Source organism: Erwinia sp. ErVv1 (assembly GCF_900068895.1).
In the GTDB taxonomy this organism is placed as follows: domain Bacteria; phylum Pseudomonadota; class Gammaproteobacteria; order Enterobacterales; family Enterobacteriaceae; genus Erwinia.
The window spans coordinates 353477-373495 of sequence record NZ_CDPK01000003.1; the positions used below are offsets into that span (position 1 = coordinate 353477).

General features: G+C 54.2%; 17 protein-coding genes. 5 read left to right on the plus strand and 12 right to left on the minus strand.

The genetic code is table 11. The features are described from left to right. Positions 1 to 6: 6 nt before the first annotated feature. Complete coding sequence (mdoC, locus tag A1830_RS05855) at positions 7 to 1131, minus strand: glucans biosynthesis protein MdoC (protein ID WP_067703068.1); 1125 nt, start codon at positions 1129 to 1131, stop codon at positions 7 to 9. 274 nt (positions 1132 to 1405) lie between these two features. Between mdoC and A1830_RS05860 the strand changes: the two genes are divergently transcribed. Together A1830_RS05860 and mdoH are read left to right on the plus strand one after the other, a co-directional pair. Then, positions 1406 to 2941, plus strand: coding sequence for a glucan biosynthesis protein G (locus A1830_RS05860; RefSeq protein WP_369815692.1), 1536 nt, complete (start codon positions 1406 to 1408; stop codon positions 2939 to 2941). After that, a complete protein-coding gene (gene mdoH, locus A1830_RS05865) occupies positions 2934 to 5495 on the plus strand; it encodes a glucans biosynthesis glucosyltransferase MdoH (RefSeq protein ID WP_067703072.1) in 2562 nt (853 codons plus the stop codon). Before A1830_RS05860 ends, mdoH begins: the two co-directional genes overlap by 8 nt. Positions 5496 to 5683: 188 nt before the next feature. Here mdoH and A1830_RS05870 read toward each other — a convergent pair whose 3' ends face one another. Both A1830_RS05870 and A1830_RS05875 read right to left on the minus strand, forming a co-directional pair. Next, complete coding sequence (locus A1830_RS05870) at positions 5684 to 6811, minus strand: T6SS immunity protein Tli4 family protein (RefSeq protein WP_082804101.1); 1128 nt, start codon at positions 6809 to 6811, stop codon at positions 5684 to 5686. Beyond that, entirely contained in the window at positions 6808 to 8343 is a 1536-nt protein-coding gene (locus A1830_RS05875) for an esterase/lipase family protein (RefSeq protein ID WP_067703074.1), read from the minus strand. The genes A1830_RS05870 and A1830_RS05875 overlap by 4 nt, the downstream gene beginning before the upstream one ends. A 309-nt stretch (positions 8344 to 8652) precedes the next feature. Here A1830_RS05875 and A1830_RS05880 point away from each other — a divergent pair, with 309 nt between their 5' ends. Beyond that, entirely contained in the window at positions 8653 to 8892 is a 240-nt protein-coding gene (locus A1830_RS05880) for a YceK/YidQ family lipoprotein (protein ID WP_073980961.1), read from the plus strand. Positions 8893 to 8925: 33 nt separating this feature from the next. Here A1830_RS05880 and A1830_RS05885 read toward each other — a convergent pair whose 3' ends face one another. From A1830_RS05885 to A1830_RS05900, 4 genes are all read right to left on the minus strand, one after another. Further along, a complete protein-coding gene (locus A1830_RS05885; RefSeq protein ID WP_067703078.1) occupies positions 8926 to 9324 on the minus strand; it encodes a MysB family protein in 399 nt (132 codons plus the stop codon). Between the two features lie 242 nt (positions 9325 to 9566). Further along, positions 9567 to 10805: a multidrug efflux MFS transporter MdtG gene (mdtG, locus tag A1830_RS05890; protein WP_067703081.1), complete on the minus strand. Its 1239-nt coding sequence runs from the start codon at positions 10803 to 10805 to the stop codon at positions 9567 to 9569. A gap of 155 nt (positions 10806 to 10960) precedes the next feature. Next, positions 10961 to 11884, minus strand: a complete 924-nt coding sequence (locus tag A1830_RS05895) for a Kdo(2)-lipid IV(A) acyltransferase (RefSeq protein WP_067703085.1) — start codon at positions 11882 to 11884, stop codon at positions 10961 to 10963. A 176-nt stretch (positions 11885 to 12060) separates the two neighbouring features. Then, complete coding sequence (locus tag A1830_RS05900; protein ID WP_067703088.1) at positions 12061 to 13155, minus strand: NADH:flavin oxidoreductase/NADH oxidase; 1095 nt, start codon at positions 13153 to 13155, stop codon at positions 12061 to 12063. A 209-nt stretch (positions 13156 to 13364) separates the two neighbouring features. On the opposite strand from A1830_RS05900, the gene A1830_RS05905 reads away from it, so the two are divergent. Beyond that, positions 13365 to 14417 (plus strand): oxygen-dependent tRNA uridine(34) hydroxylase TrhO, encoded by a 1053-nt coding sequence (locus A1830_RS05905; RefSeq protein WP_067703091.1) that lies wholly within the window; start codon positions 13365 to 13367, stop codon positions 14415 to 14417. Between the two features lie 402 nt (positions 14418 to 14819). After that, positions 14820 to 16289, plus strand: coding sequence for a glycine betaine/L-proline transporter ProP (gene proP, locus A1830_RS05910; protein ID WP_067703095.1), 1470 nt, complete (start codon positions 14820 to 14822; stop codon positions 16287 to 16289). Between the two features lie 113 nt (positions 16290 to 16402). On the opposite strand, the gene solA is transcribed toward proP, so the two are convergent. The 5 genes from solA to pyrC all read right to left on the minus strand — a co-directional run bounded on the left by solA (position 16403) and on the right by pyrC (position 19890). Further along, positions 16403 to 17515, minus strand: coding sequence for an N-methyl-L-tryptophan oxidase (solA, locus tag A1830_RS05915; protein ID WP_067703712.1), 1113 nt, complete (start codon positions 17513 to 17515; stop codon positions 16403 to 16405). Between the two features lie 106 nt (positions 17516 to 17621). Further along, positions 17622 to 17876 (minus strand): biofilm formation regulator BssS, encoded by a 255-nt coding sequence (gene bssS / locus A1830_RS05920; protein WP_067703098.1) that lies wholly within the window; start codon positions 17874 to 17876, stop codon positions 17622 to 17624. A 202-nt stretch (positions 17877 to 18078) separates the two neighbouring features. Then, on the minus strand, positions 18079 to 18369 hold the full coding sequence (locus A1830_RS05925; RefSeq protein ID WP_067703106.1) for a hypothetical protein: 291 nt from the start codon (positions 18367 to 18369) through the stop codon (positions 18079 to 18081). Between the two features lie 143 nt (positions 18370 to 18512). Beyond that, positions 18513 to 18758, minus strand: coding sequence for a DNA damage-inducible protein I (dinI, locus tag A1830_RS05930; RefSeq protein ID WP_067703109.1), 246 nt, complete (start codon positions 18756 to 18758; stop codon positions 18513 to 18515). A gap of 85 nt (positions 18759 to 18843) precedes the next feature. After that, positions 18844 to 19890 carry a dihydroorotase gene (pyrC, locus tag A1830_RS05935; RefSeq protein WP_067703111.1) on the minus strand — a complete coding sequence of 349 codons (1047 nt, stop codon included), beginning with the start codon at positions 19888 to 19890 and terminating at the stop codon, positions 18844 to 18846. Between the last annotated feature and the right edge of the window lie 129 nt (positions 19891 to 20019).

Consider the following 20019-nt stretch of genomic DNA (forward strand, 5'->3'; position numbering starts at 1 on the left):
GGGGCGCTACCGCTGCGGCTTCCCGGAGAAGAGAAAGCGCAGAACCGGAATACGTAAATGGATTTCATACAGGATAAAGGCAATGCCAAATACAAATACCAGCCCGGCAAAAAAGCCGAGGGTATTGTTGCCGATCTCGGGCACAAAGAAGATGCCGTACAGAATAGTCAGCGGATGGTGCACCAGATAAATAAACAGGGAAGCATTCACCAGGTAGGTCACCCGGGGCGAATGAGAATTTAACAGGCGGTGTCCCAGAGAGAACACCACGTTAACCATCCACAGGCCCATCATCATGGATACAACCGCATCAATTTCATACAGCCAGCCGTCGCCCTTGCTGTAGGTCTGGTTAGCCACGTAGGCAATAAAGGCCAGCAGCGAGCCAATAAAGGTCCAGGGCACCGGACGGACGCACAGCGCTTTGATCGCCGGATATTTCCAGGCCATTGCCCCCAGCACAAAGAAAGGCAGGAAGAATAGCGACTGCATGACGGCATAGTTAAAGAATCCATTCCCCAGCAGCTGCGGTTCAAAATGAAACAACAAACGGCGAATCGCGCCCCAGGCCAGGCTGCAAAGCAGGATCGCCAGGCTTAATTTTCCCCATGTCAGGTCAGAATAATCTGTTTTTGCGGGCCTGCTGTCCCGCAGCCACTTAAACATCCAGACACCCGCCGTGGTAAGTACCACCAGCACTAGCAGGAACCAGAGGTGGGAGATCAAATCCCATGTCAGGGCATTAAACTTTTCATACAGCGAAAGGTTATGCCAGTCGCCAATTTTAGTGGTCCAGGCTTTGATCATAAAAAACTGCGGAAGCGTCAGCAACGGGACAGCGGCAAGCATCGGGATGCCAACGCGCTCAAGGCGGACCTTCAGCCAGTGCTGTGGGGTGTATCGCAGAAACAGCATATAGGAAAAATAGCCGGAAATGACGAAGAAAACCTGCATACGGAAGGCATGAATAAAGTCATTAAGAAGGGTCAGCCATTCGGAGGGGGTCGCACTATTGACCGACCATGACTGGGTAGAATAGATCAGTGAAACGTGAAAGGGGACGCCAAGCAGCATCAACCATGCCCTGATAGAATCGAGGAAGTACTCTCTTTGCTGCGTTTTTCTAGTCATATTCGTCCTAAAATCAACAAATTAATGCAGTAGTTCGCCCTGAACCACGCTAAAGCTTATCGCTTACTTTAGTTGAACGTTCATGGGTATACTATCAGGGGATTCTGTATCCGCTAAGCACTTGAGAATAGGGCGCTAACGCCGCCAATACCGGGGAACTAAAAGTGGTGTCAGGCTGTCGGAATGCTGAATTATCCATTAAGATGGATGGAATTAATTTTGGTACTCGAAAGGGGGGGATGTGCTGATTAAAATGAAAAGTAAGCCACAACAGATGACATTGCGCTTACTTGGCGCTGCGGTCTTATTATCAATGTATGCCAGCTCAAGCTGGGCTTTCAGCATTGATGATGTGGCAAAACAGGCAAAAGAGCTGGCAGGAAAAGGGTATGAAGCCCCAAAAAGCAATCTGCCTTCTCAGCTGCGCGAAATGAAATATGCTGATTATCAACAGATTCAGTTCAACCGGGATAAAGCCTACTGGGGTAAATTAAAGACGCCATTCAAGCTGGAATTCTATCACCAGGGCATGTATTTCGATACGCCGGTACAGATCAATGAGGTGATTGCCTCTTCGGTTCGCCAGATCAAATATTCGCCTGATTACTTTAACTTCGGCAACGTTAAGCACGATCCTGATACGGTCAAAAACCTCGGTTTTGCTGGATTCAAAGTGTTGTACCCGCTTAACAGCAAAAATAAAAAAGATGATGAAATCACCAGCTTCCTGGGTGCCAGCTATTTCCGTGTAATTGGTGCGGGCCAGGTTTATGGTCTCTCCTCGCGCGGACTGGCTATTGATACGGCGCTGCCCTCAGGTGAAGAGTTTCCGCGATTCAAATCGTTCTGGATCGAACGGCCTAAGCCGTCCGACAAGCATCTGGTTATCTACGCGCTGCTTGACTCCCCGCGCGCGACCGGGGCCTATCGCTTCCTGATTACACCGGGTAAAGAGAGCACCGTAGACGTTCAGTCTAAGGTCTACCTGCGCGATAAAGTGGGCAAGCTGGGCGTTGCCCCGCTGACCAGCATGTTCCTTTTTGGACCTAATCAGCCGTCGCCGATGGTTAACTATCGTCCCCAGCTGCATGACTCCAACGGTCTGTCCATTCACGCCGGTAACGGCGAGTGGATCTGGCGTCCGCTGAATAACCCGAAACATCTGGCGGTAAGCACCTTTACCGTTGAGAGTCCGAAAGGCTTCGGTCTGCTTCAGCGCGGGCGCGACTTCAACCAGTATCAGGATCTGGACGATCGTTACGATCTCCGCCCGAGCGGCTGGATTGAACCGCAGGGCGACTGGGGTAAAGGGCACGTTGAGCTGGTGGAGATCCCTACTGCTGACGAAACCAATGACAATATCGTTGCCTTCTGGACGCCGGAACAGCTGCCGGAACCGGGCAAAGCAATGAGCTTCAACTATCGTCTGCACTTCACCCGCGACGAAAGCCAGCTGCATTCGCCGGATACCGCCTATGTAAATGATACGCTGCGCTCCACCGGCGACGTGAAACAGTCTAATCTGGTTCACCAGCCGGACGGCACCCTGGCCTTTATCGTTGACTTTACCGGTCAGGATATGAGCAAGATGCCGGAAAATACGCCGGTTACGCCACAGGTGAGCATCGGTAACAACGGTGAGCTGGTTGAAAACAGCGTACGCTATAACCCGGTCACCAAAGGCTGGCGTCTGCTGATGCGTATCCGCGTCAAAGATAATAAACAGCCTACGGAAATGCGTGCGGCGCTGCTTAACGGCGACAAAACGCTGACGGAAACCTGGAGCTATCAGTTGCCTGCCAATGAATAAGTCTACTGTTATACCTACCGAGTATATCGATGCGCTGCCCCTTTCGCCGGAGCGAAAGGGTGCGCTGCGTGAATCGCTGCCACTCCAGGGGGATGACGCCTTTAGCCAGCTGCACCAGAATCTGGCTGAGGGCGAGCCCCTGGCTTCCCGTCCTGACGACGCGCCCCTTTCGTCGGTTCGCACGCGTATTGATCACACCTGGCCGGACTCCGTGGGCGAACAGGGTGAGCAGTTCGATAAGGATGCCCTGGATCGCACCACCCTGAAGGCGATGCCTCCGCATACGCGCTCCTCTATGTATCCGGAAGCCTGGCGCACCAACCCGGTTGCGCGCGCCTGGGATTCGCTGCGTGGCCGTAAAACCGTTCCACGCTTTACCAGTGCGGAAGAGAGAAGGTCGGAAGAGAAGTGGCGACATGTTGGCTCAATCCGCCGCTATATTCTGCTGATCCTCACCATCGCGCAGACGGTCGTCGCCACCTGGTACATGAAAACCATTCTGCCGTACCAGGGCTGGGCGCTGATCGATCCTATGGAGATGATCAACCAGAACTGGCAGCAGTCGCTGCTGCAAATCCTGCCGTACGTGCTGCAAACCGGGATACTGTTCCTGTTTGCCGTGCTGTTCTGCTGGGTGTCGGCAGGATTCTGGACGGCTCTGATGGGCTTCCTGCAACTGCTGATCGGCAAGGACAAATACAGTATCTCCTACGGAACGGTGGGGGATGAGGCGATCGATCCGGCACACCGTACCGCGCTAATTATGCCTATCTGTAATGAAGACGTGGAACGCGTCTTTGCCGGGCTGCGCGCGACCTGGGAGTCGGTAGTGAGAACCGGGGAGCAGCAGAACTTTGATGTCTATATTCTGAGTGACAGCTATAACCCGGATATCGCCCTTGCCGAGCAGAAGGCGTGGATGGAGCTGGTGCGCGATGTGGGTGGCGAAGGACGTATTTTCTATCGCCGTCGCCGTCGCCGCGTCAAGCGTAAGAGCGGTAACATCGATGACTTCTGCCGCCGCTGGGGCAGCCAGTACAGCTATATGGTTGTTCTTGATGCGGACAGCGTGATGAGCGGTGAGTGTCTGACCGGCCTGGTGCGTATGATGGAAGCGAACCCCAATGCGGGGATTATCCAGTCATCGCCAAAGGCATCCGGTATGGACACGCTGTATGCACGCTGCCAGCAGTTTGCTACCCGAGTTTATGGGCCGCTGTTCACCGCCGGTCTGCATTTCTGGCAGCTGGGGGAGTCTCACTACTGGGGACACAACGCCATCATCCGCGTGAAGCCCTTTATTGAACACTGCGCGCTGGCACCTCTGCCGGGGGAAGGGTCGTTTGCAGGATCCATTCTGTCGCATGACTTTGTGGAAGCCGCGCTGATGCGCCGTGCAGGCTGGGGCGTCTGGATTGCCTACGATCTGCCTGGCTCATACGAGGAGCTGCCGCCTAACCTGCTGGATGAGCTGAAGCGTGACCGCCGCTGGTGTCACGGTAACCTGATGAACTTCCGACTGTTCCTGGTCAGGGGCATGCATCCGGTTCACCGCGCCGTGTTCCTGACCGGAGTGATGTCCTACCTCTCTGCGCCGCTGTGGTTTATGTTCCTCGCCCTGTCGACGGCACTGCAGGTGGTGCATACGCTGATGGAGCCGCAGTACTTCATGCAGCCCCGACAGCTGTTCCCGGTCTGGCCGCAGTGGCGTCCCGAGCTGGCGATTGCGCTGTTCTCTACCACCCTGGTGCTCCTGTTCCTGCCCAAGCTGCTGAGCGTGGTGCTGATCTGGTGCAAAGGCGCTAAGCCCTACGGTGGTGCGCTGCGGGTCTTCGCGTCTCTGTTCCTCGAGATGCTGTTCTCGGTACTGCTGGCGCCGGTGCGTATGCTGTTTCACACGGTCTTCGTGGTCAGCGCCTTCCTCGGCTGGGAAGTGGTCTGGAACTCTCCGCAGCGTGATGATGATGCAACGCCATGGAGCGAGGCATTCAAACGTCACGGTTCACAAATGGCGCTGGGTATTGTCTGGGCAGCAGGAATGGGCTGGCTTGATTTGAACTTCCTGTGGTGGCTGGCACCTATTGTCTTCTCGCTGATCCTCTCACCTTTTGTGTCGGTATTTTCCAGTCGTTCTACGACCGGGAGAGCGTCACGACGGGCGAAACTCTTCCTTATCCCGGAAGAGTACGATCCGCCGAAAGAGCTGCTGGATACCGACCGCTACGTGCAGATCAATCGCGAACGTGCGCTGAAAGATGGCTTTATGCATGCGGTGTTTAACCCATCGTTTAATGCCCTGGCAAGCGCGATGGCAACCTCGCGTCATCTCAAAAGTGAGATACTGGAGTTTGCCCGCGATCGTCGCGTTGAACAGGCGCTGAGCGAGTCACCGCTTAAACTGGATCGCGACCGTCGGCTGGCGCTGCTTAGCGACCCGGTGACGCTGTCAAGGATGCACTACCGTCTGTGGCAGAATGCGGATAAGTATCATGACTGGTTTGATTACTATCAGTCGCTGAAAATGAATCCGCTGGCTATTCAGAAAGCGAAATAAATAGCGCTGTAATGCTCTGCGAAAGCAGGGTAACGGCAGCAGAGGCCGGGGACTTTCCCCGGCCTTTTTTAACAAATCGCACCAGCTCCTCTTTTTTCCGCTCACCGCCCCTGTCAGTTAGCTATTGTCCTGAATTCAACCCTCTGAAACAGGAAACAAATAACCTTCCATCTGCCAGAATATTTTGTTCAGAACGCATTGTTTCTGAGACGGAAAGAACGGGTAATTCGATCCCAAACTTCCACCAGTTCGGCATCGCTATAAGTCAGCAGGCTATCACTGCCCGCAGGCATGATCTCATTACTTAACGTCAGATCAAGATTAGGATGTCTGAAATCCGCCGTTTTCTCATTGGCGATAGCAGTAAACATTAACTGTTTTGACGGATTATCGGATGATTTTCGTGGCGGGGCAGTGATAAGCCATTCGCTGGTATTAAAACTGGCAATCTGCGTTTGCCCCTTTCGCAGCGTCCGTCCGTCAACACTGCGGATATAAGACTGAATTTCACCGCTTCGTTCCAGCATGGTTGTGCTTTCTTTTAAGGCGTTATTGCTCCAGACAACAAAAGAAAAGGCCGGATTATGGGGATAGTCAAAGGTAATATCTTCCTTCGGCTGTCCGTTCCCGTCACGGATAAACCCTTCCGAAATACAGGTCCCCGGCTGCGTCGGGATTTCCTCGTCCTTTCGCCCGCTCAGACGGGACATTACATCCTGAAGCTCTGCCAGTTTTTGCGGCTTGTTATTCGCCATCCAGGCGGGTCTCCCGGCCTCATCCCGCAAATAAAACGCGCGTTCTTCCTCATAGCGTGGGTCAGAGTAATCGGTGATTTCCTGTGTGAGGATAAACGCCACCCCGTTAACGTACAGGTGCCCTTCCAGAATACGCCCAAAGCCCGGCACGCTCTCGTTTTCATTGCGGTCAAATATTACCGCGTTCTCACTCAGCCGGATCACCTGCTTCAAAAACGGCTGACTTTTAGGATTGACCGTATGTCCGTTCTGTAATTCCTGCTCCCGCCGCTGGATACGCTGCTCAAACGCCGGACGGTAGAGCCGTTTGCTGCTGATGCTCACCTCATTAATCCGGGCACGGTCCGTCAGGGTATTTTCAAACGAGGCGGGAACCTCAAACACATAGCGGCCCACACACTGGGCTTTGGTGGTGGCAAACAGGGTATCAACCATACGTTTTTCCTTGTCCGTTAACGCCGGGGGCGTATGCACAAACGTTACATAGTGGTGAAGATAGAATCCTGCCGCCAGCAGCACTATCACCAGCGGGATAAGCAGGAGAAGAGGGTTTTTTTTCATGGCGCCGGCACCTGCTGCACGATTTTCACCACCGAGCGGACCGTGAACATCAGGGCGTCTGACAGGTCGCTGTAAACCGAACGGGCGCGGTCCACGGGGTCAACGGCGTAGGCCCCTTCATGGTCAACATCCGTGCCCAGAATCCCGCGTATTCGCGCGGCATGCATTCGCACCGCGTTCACCGGCACCGTGCCGTCACCCGGGCTCCCGGAGGAGACCAGTTCAAAAGTGATATCACCATCATACCGGTATGTTGGGGACGACGGAACGTGATAGCCTCTCGCCGGTAAGGGCGACCGCAGAACCGATCGTTCTTTCCACGTCAGGAAAGCATCAGACGGATTATCCGCGCTGGCACCGTAAAACAGCCAGGTCTGCGGATGGTATTTGCCATGCAATTCTTCAATAAAAGTTTGGACTCTTTTGGTTATCCTCGTTTCAAACTCGCTCCACGCTTTTTCCGTATCTCCCAGCAGCAGATCCTGCTCACACAGCCGCCACCAGGCCGTTTTGTTCAGATAAATTTCCTTATACGGGTCGTCCACCGGCAGGGTCAGCCGGGTCGTGCTGCCCTCGATTTTCAACCAGCCCGCACCATAGGCCCTGCCCGGCAGCAGCTGTAACGGACCGGGGGACTGTGCCAGTACCGGCATCAGCTTTTCTGCACTGTCCCCGATAATCATCCCGGTAACGCCGCGCTCACCGGTTTTCATGCGCCGGTATGCCGCCGGCGAGCCCAGGTCAGGCATTACGCCGTGCACAATTCCCAGAATATTTTCCTGCCCGTTCATGTTTTCCGAGTAGTGCCGGGCAACCAGTCCCCCCATCGAGTGAGTGACCAGAATCACCTTTTTCACTGCCAGACGATGATGATAATCCAGCAGTACCCTGCTGATATACTTTCCCAGCAGCGTCGCCGAGTCCGCACTGGACTGCAGCCAGTTATAGCCAAAAACGTGCAGCGGGTATAAAAAGCGGTGGCCGTGGGCCGTTTCTTCTTCGGTCAGCACCTGTTCCGGCGGCTCGTCGCCTATCCTCACGCCGGTAAAACGCTGCCGGGCCGTCTGCAGCTGCGCTTCCCTGAAGTAATTATCCATCAGGATATCGTCGTCACTGAGCAGGTACTGCAGCCGGTCGAGCGCCTCACCGTAGCTCTTGTAAAAGGCGTATCCCCATCCCCGCTCCCGCCGGGAGGGGAATTTTTTGCCATCCGCTCCGTCGTTAAAAATCGCCCCGCTGTTATCAGCGGTTGTGGTCATCGGATCAAGCAGAAGCTTTCTTTTCTCCGGGCTGGCCACCGGCCATTTTATTAACGATGAAGCACTGAACTGCCAGACGTTATTCTTGCCGCTTTTCAGGTTTGTTCCCATCACGCCCGGAATAAAAATCACCGGGATCACTTTTTCGGGTGGCATGAGGCAGACCGCCACGTGATGTTTTTCTATCGGCTGGGGAATGACCTCGTAATGAAACCGCCCGTTGTCATCCCAGATGGGACGATGGTAAGAATGGTTTTCGCTTTTGTCGTCCATGCGTTGAGTTCCTGATATTCTCCGTCGGAAACGGCATCATCTCATAACCCATCAGGGCCGAACTTAACTCAAATCACGGTTTGAAAGGCGTGGCTGAGGTGATTAAACGGGTTTAGAAGTGACAGCCTGCGCCGATATTAATGCCATTAAGCGAAAACGTTTTGAGAACATCACGCTGCTCTGGTGGGTAGGTCGTTTTACGCCAACCTTACGTTTCCAGCAGGGTTTATAGCGGACGGCGCGAACGCGGGTAGGATACAATATGCGGTTAGTATCGCTCTTTTACTTAGATTTGGTCAGATGGTTACGATGAAGAAAATAATATGCGGGTTACTGCTGGGTGCCAGCCTGCTGGTACTGAGTGGCTGTGGCAGCATCATCAGCCGTACGCTGCCCGGACAGGGTCACGGAAAGCAATTTTATCCTGGGGTGCAGTGGGACATTCGCGATACGCCCTGGCGGTTTCTGACGATTATCGACCTGCCGCTGTCGCTGGTGGTTGATACGCTGCTGTTGCCGGTGGACGCCAGCCACGGACCCTATCAATAGCGCACCCTGAAAGGGTGCGCCGTCATGCATGACTCAGGCCCAGCGATCGGATTCGCTGTTGTCGTCTTCCCACTCCTGCGCAGCCGCCTCACCCTCTTCGGTGTCTGCAGGCGGCTCAAGCTGGAATTCGCCTTCATCCCATTCGTGCAGGGTATTTTCCGGCATCCACTCCTGACGCAGTTCAATCTCGTCGAAATCGCCATCAAAAATAGCCTGGGCCGCTTCACCACTGCGCAGCGACAGGCATTCGCCTTCATCGCCCTCGTTGGTAAAGAACTCAGCCTGCCACATGATATCGCCATCCTGCATAACGTATTTTTGCAGATTGAACTGGCTGACGGAGGCATCATCCTCTTCCAGCTCTGGATTCGCAGCCAGGTACTCTTCACGAGCGGCGTCGATGGCTTCTTCCAGCGTTGCGTATAATGACATGCTATTTTCCTTTCCCGGTTAAGACTATCAGCAAAGGATAGTCTAAGTTTTGCAGGGGTAAACCCGTCTCAGGAAAAAAATCGTGCTGTTTTGTATACGCGTATCAGTGTGTTACAGAAAAAAATGATGAAGGATAAAAAAACTTCTGTGACATTCATTCTAATTCAACAGCGTAACGCGATTGCCGCCTGGCTTTATAGGCACCCGCTCAAAGGCAATACTGCGCCCGTAACAGCCAGCCTTCATTCCTCTGCCCGCGCGGGGAGTACGGCCCGACGGCGCAGTACCCGCCACGAGTAGACGGCATTGAACAGCACGACGGTTGCCGTGACCACGAATACCGCGCGGAATCCCCAGTGGGCAGAAACCAGCGCACCCATAAGCGGGCCGGTGACATTACCGATGTCGCGGAAAGACTGGTTATAGCTGAAAATACGCCCGGCGATCTGGTTAGAGGCGTTATAGATGAGCAGAGTCTGTACTGCCGGCAGCAGGGCACCGTCAGCCGCGCCGAGCAGGAACCGCAGGATGCCCAACTGCCAGGGATTCTGCACCAGCGACATCGGAATGAGTAGCAGAACAGAGACCAGCAGCATGGCGATCAGAATGCGTTCGGGACCAATGCGATCGCCCAGTTTGCCCAGCCTCGGCGCGCTGATAAGCGCTGCCACGCCGGGCACGGAAGCGATAAGCCCGGCAATAAACGCCAGGTTTTGCGTAGTACCGTTCAGTTCACGGACATAGAGCGTGAGAATGGGGGCAATTGAACCGGTAGCAATCTGAATAATCAGCGTGGTGACGAACAGCGCCAGCACCAGTCTGGGATTTTTAAGTGAGGTGAAGACCTGGCGCGCGTGCAGCATGTCTTTCTTTTTAACGGGTATAAAGGTTTCTCTGACGGCGAGCAGGGTCATTATAAAGCAGATAAACAGCACGGCGGCGGTAATAAAAAAGACCGGCCGCAGGCCAAAGCTGTCAGCCAGCAGGCCGCCTATTAGCGGCCCAATCAGCGCGCCGCTCACGGCACCGGTAGAGAGCCACCCCAGCGCCCAGCCGCTTTTATTACGCGGCACCTGGGTCGCGATTAACGCGTTAGCGTTTGGCACAAAGCCGCCCAACAAGCCCAGCAGCGCTCGCAGGGCAAGAAACTGCCAGACGGACGTTGCCATGCCCATCAGCAGCATCACAATCGCCATACCCAGGGCAGAGCGCAGCAGCATAATTTTTCTGCCTTTGCGGTCGGCCAGGCCGCCCCAGAAGGGGGAGGCAAAGGCAGAGAACAGAAACGTGATGCTAAAGACCGCACCTGACCAGAGCGTGAGCGCATGGGGATCGCTCACGCCAAGCAGCTCAACGTAGAGTGGCAGAAAAGGCATGACCAGGCTGAACGCCACGCCGGTCAGAAAACAGCCGCACCAGGCGACAAACAGGTTTTTCCGCCAGTTCAGTTGTACCAGAGTAACTTCTGAGGGGGTAGACATAGGGGCGCAGGTAACCTGTCGGCAGTAAATGTTTAATTAGCTTGCTAATTATGCGCTTAAAAAACAGTCATGAACAGGGCGGGACAGAGATATTTAAACGAGCAGGGAGTATCAGGAAGTGGGACAGTCCGACCGCTATCGGACTGTCCGTGGGCTTATTTGTAGAGAGAGGGCTCGCCTTTGGGGCGTGTTTTAAAACGGCGATGCAGCCACATATACTGCTCAGGCGCCATCAGCACGCCGTTCTCCACCACCTTGTTCATCCTGGCCGCCGTGGCCGCCTCGTCATCAAGGGGGATGGCTGTCTCTTCTGGCAGAATAACCATTTCATAGCCTTTGCCCTGCGGCAGGCGGCGCGGAACAAAGGGGATCACTGCGGGCTGGCCGCTGCGGATCAGCAGGTAGCTCCCACGGGTTGACGCGGCTTTTTCCACGCCAAAGAAGGGCACGAAAACGCTGCTTTTTGGGCCGTAATCGTGATCCGGGGCGTACCAGATAATATCGCCATTTTTCAGCGCCCGAATCATACCTTTCACGTCGCGGCGGTCGAGCATGCTCTTATTGGAACGCATCCGCCCCCAGGTTTGCAGCCAGTCCAGCAGGGCATTGTCATTAGGGCGGTAAACGCCGATGCCGGGGTTATGGATGCCGAATATTCGGGCACCCAGCTCCAGCGTCAGAAAATGCATGCCAATCAGCAGTACGCCTTTGCCATCCTGATGCGCTTTTTCAATATGTTCCAGGCCACTGACCTGAAACCATTTCTTAATGCGCCAGTCGGGCCAAAACCACGCCATGCCGGTTTCGATTAGGCCCATGCCAACAGATTCAAAGTTTCGGACCACCATCGCCTCGCGCTCGGCTTCCGGCATGGCGGGAAAGCAGAGTTCAAGGTTGCGGCGCGCGACCCAGACGCGGCGACGCAGAAAGCGCATGGAGAGCCGGCCAAGGCCGCAGCCTGCGTAATAGAGAACGGGGTAGGGCAACAGTACCAACAGGTAAAGTAAACCGATACCAAACCAGGTAAACCAATAACGTGGATGCAGCAACGCACGCGAAAATTGAGGCAGCTGAGTCATGAGTTTCCAGAGTAAAATAAAGGGGCACCATTATGCGGGCCGGAGATGAACATTTATGGCCTATTGTGCCATTTTTTAAGAACAAACTGAAATTATCACGGTGTCGTTAAGGATGGGGTTAAGGATGGGGTTAAGGATAGGGTTACTGTCCCACCGCAGTGGGACAGTGATGTCGGTCAGGATTTAAACAGACCTTTTACTTCATGTGGCTCACAGCGCCAGTACTGCTCGGGCGCATTAACTTTTGCACCCAGCTTCGCGGCGGCGTGCCACGGCCAGCGCGGGTCATAGAGCATGCCCCTGGCAAGCGCCACCATATCCGCCTGATTATCGGCCAGTACGGCCTCGGCCTGCTCAGGGTCGGTTATCAGACCAACGGCGATAACCGGGATAGCCACGGCCTGTTTGACCGCCGTCGCAAAAGGCACCTGATAATTGGGGCCGACCGCAATCTGCTGTTTCGGCGACAGGCCGCCGCTGGAAACGTGAATGTAAGCACAGCCTTCCTTCTCCAGCGCCTGACTCAGTGCCACAGACTGTTCTGTATCCCAGCCACCTTCCACCCAGTCGGTAGCAGAAATGCGTACGCCCACCGGTTTATCCGCCGGGAACACGCGACGGATCTCACGGAAAATCTCCAGCGTCAGGCGCATACGGTTTTCAAGCGAGCCACCGTACTGATCCTCGCGCGTGTTGGAGAGGGGCGAAAGGAACTGATGCAGCAGATAACCGTGTGCTGCATGTACCTCGATCAAATCCAGCCCCAGCCGGTCGGCGCGAATGGCGCTGTCGATAAAGCCCTGCTTAATCTCCTCAATACGCGCGGTGGTTAAGGCAACCGGGGGGGTATCTGTCTCATTGAAAGGCACGGCTGAAGGGGCAGAGGTCTGCCAGCCTCCCTGCTCAGGCTGTAAAAAGCCGCCACCGTGCCAGGGAGCGTCAGTTGACGCCTTACGACCCGCGTGTGACAGCTGGATCCCCAGCGGAATTGAGGAGTACTGACGCACATCCTTTAACACATCCGCCAGCGCCTGCTCGGTTTCATCGTTATACAGCCCCAGGTCCTGCGGGGTAATGCGGCCAGCAGCCTCAACGGCGGATGCCTCAAGGATCAGCAGTCCTGCACCGGAAAGCGCGAGGTGGCCCAGATGGATGCGGTGCCAGGCGGTGGCCCGGCCCCGATCGGCGGAATACTGGCACATCGGGGCGATGGTGATGCGGTTTTCCAGGGTGAGCTTACCCAGCGTTATCGGGGTGAAAAGGTGACTCATGAATTTTCTCCGGTATCAATCACAGTTCTGAACTGAACAGGCTAACTATAGGCGGTTATTTCTGTGATGTTGATCAGGCTATGCTGTTAAGTGCCAAACATTACCTTTTAAAGAACCCGGCAACGACTGACGAATCTGGTTTGATTTCCGAATGATTCAGGTATCATAGCCGCCGCAAAATTTCTCTCTTGAATGCAGGAACGAACACCATGCCAGTGTTACATAACCTTGTTTCCAATGAAGAGCTGAGGGCGCGCATGCTGGCCGAAACCGAGCCGCGCACCACCGTCTCTTTTTATAAATACTTCACTGTTGACGATCCGAAAGCCTTTCGTGACGCGCTCTATGTTGCGCTGACCCGACTTAAGGTTTTTGGCCGCGTCTACGTTGCGGCCGAAGGCATCAATGCCCAGATTAGCGTACCTGCCAGCCAGTACGACGCGATGAAAACGATGCTCTATGCCTTCCATCCGGCGCTGGATAACCTGCGGATGAATATCGCGCTGGACGATGACGGTAAATCGTTCTGGGTGCTGCGCCTGAAGGTGCGCGAACGTATTGTAGCGGATGGCATCACCGATGATTCCTTTGATGCCAGCGATGTGGGTGACTACCTCAAAGCGAATGAAGTGAACGCCATGCTGGACGATCCCGAGGCGATATTTGTCGATATGCGTAACCACTATGAGTACGAAGTGGGCCATTTCGAGAACGCGCTTGAGATCCCTGCCGATACCTTCCGCGATCAACTGCCGATGGCGGTCGATATGCTGCAGGACAATAAGGACAAAAAAATCGTCATGTATTGCACCGGGGGCATTCGCTGTGAGAAGGCCAGCGCCTGGATGCGACATAATGGTTTTGAGAACGTTTATCACGTGGAAGGCGGGATTATCGAATATGCCCGGCGCGCGCGCGAGCAGGGGCTACCCGTGCGCTTCAAGGGCAAAAATTTTGTTTTTGACGAGCGGATGGGGGAGCGTATCTCCGACGAGGTGATTGCGCACTGCCATCAGTGCGGCACGGTGTGCGATAACCACGTCAACTGCAAGAACGATGGCTGCCACCTGCTGTTTATCCAGTGCCCAGCCTGTGCGGAAAAGTACCAGCACTGCTGTAGTCCGCTCTGTATGGAAGAGCTGGTCCTTACGCCGGAAGAGCAGCGCGCGCGTCGCGCGGGCCGTGAAAACGGTAATAAGGTGTTCAATAAGTCGCGTGGCTTATTGAATATGACCTTAAAGATCCCCGAATCAGATCGCTAACTTTACGATAGCGCTAACGATCCCCGATCCGGACCGTTAGCGTAACGTTGACGCTGAAAGATCCCGCAGTCGGATCTGCCCGCGTTAAGGGCCAGTCCGATTTGCCCGCGTTCAGGGGCCAGTCGGACGGCTGGCCCTGTTTGACGCTGATACAGTTTTGTCCTTTCTGCTTACGCTACCTGCATTTACGCCAAAAATTCCGCAATTAAAACGATAGCTATCACAAACTTGAAAAAAAACAGGTCGTCTACTAGAGTAAATATCCGTAAAGAAAAGTTGCCCACGCGTATTAACACCTTCGCCCCGTCGCAATCCGCTGCTTTATAGCTTTCTTTCCCTTTAGTTCATTTTTCACCGGCAACGAAAGCTATAACGCTGCTCACCCTTACTCATGGAGATTGTATGAGCAACACAGAAAAACAGAAGAAGCATTTCTGGCAAAAGCCAAAGAAGCCAAAAGAGCTGACCTTCGAAGATATTACTATCGTTGATGGCGACATGCTTAAGCGCGCCGTAGGTTCTGCAGCCTTGGGTAACGCCATGGAGTGGTTCGATTTTGGTGTTTACAGCTATCTTGCCGTTACCATTGGTAAGGTGTTCTTCCCCGGCGGCAGCGCGGCGGCACAGCTGCTGGCGACCTTTGGCGCCTTCGCGGCGGCCTTCCTGGTGCGTCCGGTGGGTGGTCTGGTGTTTGGTCCACTCGGCGACCGAATTGGTCGTCAGAAAGTGCTGGCGATCACCATGATCATGATGTCCATCGGGACATTTTGCATCGGTATCATCCCCAGCTACGAGAAGATTGGTATCCTGGCACCGATCCTGCTGCTGGTTGCCAGGCTGGTACAGGGCTTCTCTACCGGGGGGGAATACGGTGGTGCCGCAACCTTTATCGCGGAATATTCAACCGATAACCGTCGCGGCTTTATGGGCAGCTTTCTGGAATTCGGCACGCTCGGCGGTTACCTGTTGGGAGCGGGCCTGGTCACGGCGTTGACCGCCTTTATGCCGGAACAGACGCTGTTGGACTGGGGCTGGCGCATTCCTTTCTTCATCGCCGCGCCACTGGGCCTCTTTGGTCTGTATGTGCGTCTGAAACTGGAAGAGACGCCCGCTTTTCAAAAGCATATGGAGAAACAGGAAGCGCTGGAGCACAGCAAACCCCGTCTGACGTTGTTTCAGATGTTAAGCAAGTACCGCGCGCAGATGCTGAAGTGTATTGGTCTGGTGCTGCTGTTTAACGTCTCTAACTACATGCTCACCTCCTATATGCCAAGCTACCTGACCGGGATTCTGGGGCTGAGTGAGATGAGCAGCCTGCTGCTGATCCTGGTGGTGATGTTTGTCATGATGCCGCTGACGCTGTTCTGGGGGCACTGGAACGATCGCCTGGGCCGTCGTCCTGTTATTTGGGGCGGCGCAGTTGCCCTGATAGTGATGGCGATCCCCTGCCTGATGCTGATTGGATCAGGTAATATGCTATGGGTATTCGTGGGCCTGATTATCCTTGGGGCGATTCATACCTGCTTCAGCGGCTCAATGCCCGCAACGCTTCCGGCACTGTTTGCCACTGATATTCGCTACAGCGCGCTGGCGATTGGTTTTAACCTTTCCGTTTCGCTGTTCGGGGGTACCACGCCGCTGATTACCACCTGGCTGGTCAGTACAACGCACAATCTGATGATGCCGGCCTACTATTTAATGGGCGCAGGGGTTATTGGCGTGATTACCGTATTTACCATGCGTGAAACGGCGCGGAAGCCGCTTAATGGATCGGCCCCGGCGGTGGCGAATGAGGCAGAAGCCCATAAGCTAATTAACAAGCTTCGTCTGCGACAGAAAAAGAAAGACGCCGCGCTTAATACGCCAAAGTAACGGCGCGTAGATAAAAAAACCGGGCGAGGCCCGGTTAAATAAGACGGTAAAAAACGCCCTGTAAGCGATGCGCTGGCAGGGCGTTTTTAATAATCGTTACCAGACTAATCAAATCATAAACGTGAAAGACTAAATGGCGATAAATCAAATTGAGAGGATTTATCCTGGGCAAAATCTGCCGCTATTTCGCCTAATACGGTTGAAAATTTAAAACCATGTCCGCTCAGGCCGCTAATAATAAGTCGATCCGGCGAACCGGGTAGAGTATCAATAATAAAGTTTTCATCCTGCGTATTATCGTAAGTGCAGGCTTCTCCCCGCAGACAGACCCCCACGCCCGGTAAGAACTGGCGCAGAAAAGAGAAGAGCTCACTGCCATCTTCGGCGACGGAGCCAAAAGACTTGCGTTGTTCAGGCGATGTGATGGTCTGGCCGCCGTTGTGTTTACCAATCTTAATAGCATTGTTATCAGCCGGGAAACCGTAAAACTGCCCGCCGTCAGGCGTTTCAACGGTAAAAGCGGGGAAGCGGTTATTTTCGCTGTAGCGCCCATCGGCCTGATGCCAGGCGAAGACTTTCCTGACCGGCGTGATGGGCAGGGAGGGGAGCAGAGATTTCACCCAGGTTCCTGCGCTAAGCAGCAGTTTTCGCGCGCAAAAGTCGCCATCGGCGGTGCTAACCCATTGCAAACCGTCGCGCTCCTCAAGCGAGTCCACGCCGCAGTTAAACAGCTGCGCACAGCCTGCCTCTTTCGCCAACCGAATCATATGACGGATCGCCAGCTCTGATTTCAGGTAGCCCGAGCGGGGTTCGAAAATGCCGCTATAGCCAGGTGGAACGCTGAGCTGAGGCCAGCGGCGAGTCACGTCATCACCGCTAAGCGTTTCTGTTTCAGGTGTAAACTGACTGACGCTATGGCGGATATTGCGCATAAAGGTTGAGTCGTCGGGAGCCAGATTAATCACGCCGCAGCGATGCATAATGCGCTCGCCGCAGTCGGTTTCCAGCTGGTCCCACAGCTGCTGTGCGCGCAGTATCATCGGGACATAGTACGCGCCTTCGCCATAGGCATGGCGGATCAGTCGCGTTTCACCATGATGGCTGCCCTGCTGGTGGGGAGGATGATGCCGGTCAATCATCAGAACCTTCAGTCCGGCCTGCGTAGCGTACAAGCCCGCAGCCGCGCCAACCGAGCCGCTGCCCACTACGATTAAATCATAAACCATCTGCATCCGGGTCCTTAGTAATCAGGTGAGGCATGCAGAATAGCAAACTGTCGCAGTAATGAAAAAGGCACCCTGTTGGGTGCCCTTAAGATAAAGCCAAAACGGACTAATGCTTTTTGTAATCACGATCCTGATATTCCGTGGCTTCTATCTTGGCAATACCGGCTTCGAGGATAGAGATAAATTGTCTGGCAACATCAGTGGTTAACCAATAGGTCTGCCCCACTTCAGCCTCTTCGGACTGCTGCTCGTTTGAGGTAAGGGAATGTAGCCGGATCATCATTGCATCGTAGCTGTCTACGGTACTGATATCCCACCCAACGAGGGGATGTGTCTGGATAACGTCTTTGTTTCTGTCCATTATGATCCCCTTATTATTCGTGTTAATGATGACAACGAAGTGATTTATCGAGGTTCAATGCGGTCTTTTTTTCACAGAGCCGTTTAACTATAACAGGGATTTTGAATTTGGCTGAATGAAATTTACCCACAGGATGAATGGGTGTTTTATTTGGTTATTATTTCGTCAGGGCATCTTCAGGAAATTAATCGCACCGGCGCGTTTAAAAAAGTGGGGATCGGTCATCACCCTGAAGCGGTATATTGATCGGCGCACGATGCTTTTCAACTTCTTCAGCCAGGCGGGAAAAATGCTGCCGCATATTTTCATCACGGTCGTGATTTTGCGCTTCCAGCCGCAGACGCTGCGTCAGTAATAAAACAGCTTTCTCATCCAGGCAAAATGAAAGGGAGGAAAAAGCAATTTCTAATACGCTGAGGCGTCGCTGCTGGTCGGCAATCAGTCCCAGTAATTCACCAAATGTCATCGCTTCTTCGGGGGTTTCAGGCGTCATGATGGGTTCCTCAGCTGAGCTTGTGTCAGGGACAGGTAATCTAAACCAGTCTACAACGGCAGAGGCATTACGGCGAGGGGGGCGGGGATGAAAAACAAAAAGGCCGGATGGCAAAACCCGGCAAGCTACGGCACAAAATAGAATCAGTCAGTGATAAACCAGTCGTCAGCGCTTTCCCAGGTTTCCTGGAGGATTTCGGTAACGCGGTCTTTGGCTTCTTTGCCTCCACCCATGACGGTCAGATTATTGGACCCGGCATAACGGACGGAGACGCTGTTTGGCGATTCCGGGAACTGCTTATCAATGCGCTTGATCAGCTCATTTGAGAGCGCATCGATGGCACCGGCGGGAAGAGAAGTAGTTTTTGCAACGGTAACTTCAACACGCATAACAGCCTCCGATTAAGTTACTGTGAATATATACAGTATTTAACGCACAGGCAATCACTTTCTGAAACGAACCCTGGCCGGGGCGTTAACGCTCTACCGTCCAGTTAAGCGTCTCGCCCGCCAGGAAGGGGATCAGGCGGTCATTACCCAGCGCAATGCTTTCGGCTACTTTCCAGGGCTTGCGAACCAGCTTTACTGTCCCCTCGTTTAGCGGCAGGCCGTAGAAACGCGGCCCGTTTAGCGAACAAAATGCCTCAAAATGCGCAAGGGCGCTCATCTCCTCAAACACTGTCGCATAGGCAGACAGCGCGGTTGGCGCATTAAATACCCCGGCGCAGCCGCAGCTGGACTCTTTACGGTGTTGCAGATGCGGAGCCGTGTCGGTGCCAAGGAAGAAGCGATCGTTACCGCTGGCTATCACCTCACGCAGCGCCTGTTGATGAACGTTGCGCTTTAATATCGGCAGGCAGTACAGATGGGGCCGGATGCCGCCAACCAGCATATGATTACGGTTAAACATCAGGTGCTGAGGTGTGATGGTGGCCGCCAGCAGGCTATCGCCCTCCTGGACATAGGCGGCGGCTTCCCGGGTGGTGATATGTTCCATCACCACTTTCAGCGCCGGAAACTGCCTGCGCAACGGGATCATCACCGTCTCAATAAAACGCGCCTCGCGATCGAAGATATCAATATCTGCACCGGTCACTTCACCATGGACCAGCAGCGGCATGCCGATTTTCTGCATTCGCTCCAGCACCGAGGCGATGCTGGCGATATCCGTTACGCCGTAGCTGGAGTTAGTTGTGGCATGGGCGGGATACAGCTTCGCGGCAGTGAAAACACCGTCGTTAAAGCCGGTTTCCAGTTCACTGGCGTCCAGCGTATCCGTCAGATAACAGGTCATCAGGGGGGTGAAATCGTGCCCGGCAGGGCGCGCAGCCAGAATTCGTTCACGGTAGGCCACGGCAGCCGCCACGCTGGTAACAGGCGGGACCAGGTTAGGCATCACAATGGCCCGACCGCACACTTCACTGGTATAGGGCAGCACGGTTTGCAGCATCTCGTCGTCACGCAAATGGATATGCCAGTCGTCAGGGCGGCGGATCAGGAGTTGCTGGGGAAGTGTTGTCATCATCGTGCTCCGGCAGAAGTGAAATCAGTCAGTGATGGCTGGATTTGGCCGGGTATCAAGCATAGGGATAAAGCGGGCTGAATGCACCAGGTTTGTTTACCGTCGGAAAAAAAAGATTTCAGCGGGTAA

Bases quoted from the DNA above. Each gene is read 5' to 3' on its own strand.
- mdoC (WP_067703068.1), bottom strand. From the start codon at position 1,131: ATGACTAGAAAAACGCAGCAAAGAGAGTACTTCCTCGATTCTATCAGG.
- A1830_RS05860 (WP_369815692.1), top strand. From the start codon at position 1,406: ATGACATTGCGCTTACTTGGCGCTGCGGTCTTATTATCAATGTATGCC.
- mdoH (WP_067703072.1), top strand. From the start codon at position 2,934: ATGAATAAGTCTACTGTTATACCTACCGAGTATATCGATGCGCTGCCC.
- A1830_RS05870 (WP_082804101.1), bottom strand. From the start codon at position 6,811: ATGAAAAAAAACCCTCTTCTCCTGCTTATCCCGCTGGTGATAGTGCTG.
- A1830_RS05875 (WP_067703074.1), bottom strand. From the start codon at position 8,343: ATGGACGACAAAAGCGAAAACCATTCTTACCATCGTCCCATCTGGGAT.
- A1830_RS05880 (WP_073980961.1), top strand. From the start codon at position 8,653: ATGAAGAAAATAATATGCGGGTTACTGCTGGGTGCCAGCCTGCTGGTA.
- A1830_RS05885 (WP_067703078.1), bottom strand. From the start codon at position 9,324: ATGTCATTATACGCAACGCTGGAAGAAGCCATCGACGCCGCTCGTGAA.
- mdtG (WP_067703081.1), bottom strand. From the start codon at position 10,805: ATGTCTACCCCCTCAGAAGTTACTCTGGTACAACTGAACTGGCGGAAA.
- A1830_RS05895 (WP_067703085.1), bottom strand. From the start codon at position 11,884: ATGACTCAGCTGCCTCAATTTTCGCGTGCGTTGCTGCATCCACGTTAT.
- A1830_RS05900 (WP_067703088.1), bottom strand. From the start codon at position 13,155: ATGAGTCACCTTTTCACCCCGATAACGCTGGGTAAGCTCACCCTGGAA.
- A1830_RS05905 (WP_067703091.1), top strand. From the start codon at position 13,365: ATGCCAGTGTTACATAACCTTGTTTCCAATGAAGAGCTGAGGGCGCGC.
- proP (WP_067703095.1), top strand. From the start codon at position 14,820: ATGAGCAACACAGAAAAACAGAAGAAGCATTTCTGGCAAAAGCCAAAG.
- solA (WP_067703712.1), bottom strand. From the start codon at position 17,515: ATGGTTTATGATTTAATCGTAGTGGGCAGCGGCTCGGTTGGCGCGGCT.
- bssS (WP_067703098.1), bottom strand. From the start codon at position 17,876: ATGGACAGAAACAAAGACGTTATCCAGACACATCCCCTCGTTGGGTGG.
- A1830_RS05925 (WP_067703106.1), bottom strand. From the start codon at position 18,369: ATGACGCCTGAAACCCCCGAAGAAGCGATGACATTTGGTGAATTACTG.
- dinI (WP_067703109.1), bottom strand. From the start codon at position 18,758: ATGCGTGTTGAAGTTACCGTTGCAAAAACTACTTCTCTTCCCGCCGGT.
- pyrC (WP_067703111.1), bottom strand. From the start codon at position 19,890: ATGACAACACTTCCCCAGCAACTCCTGATCCGCCGCCCTGACGACTGG.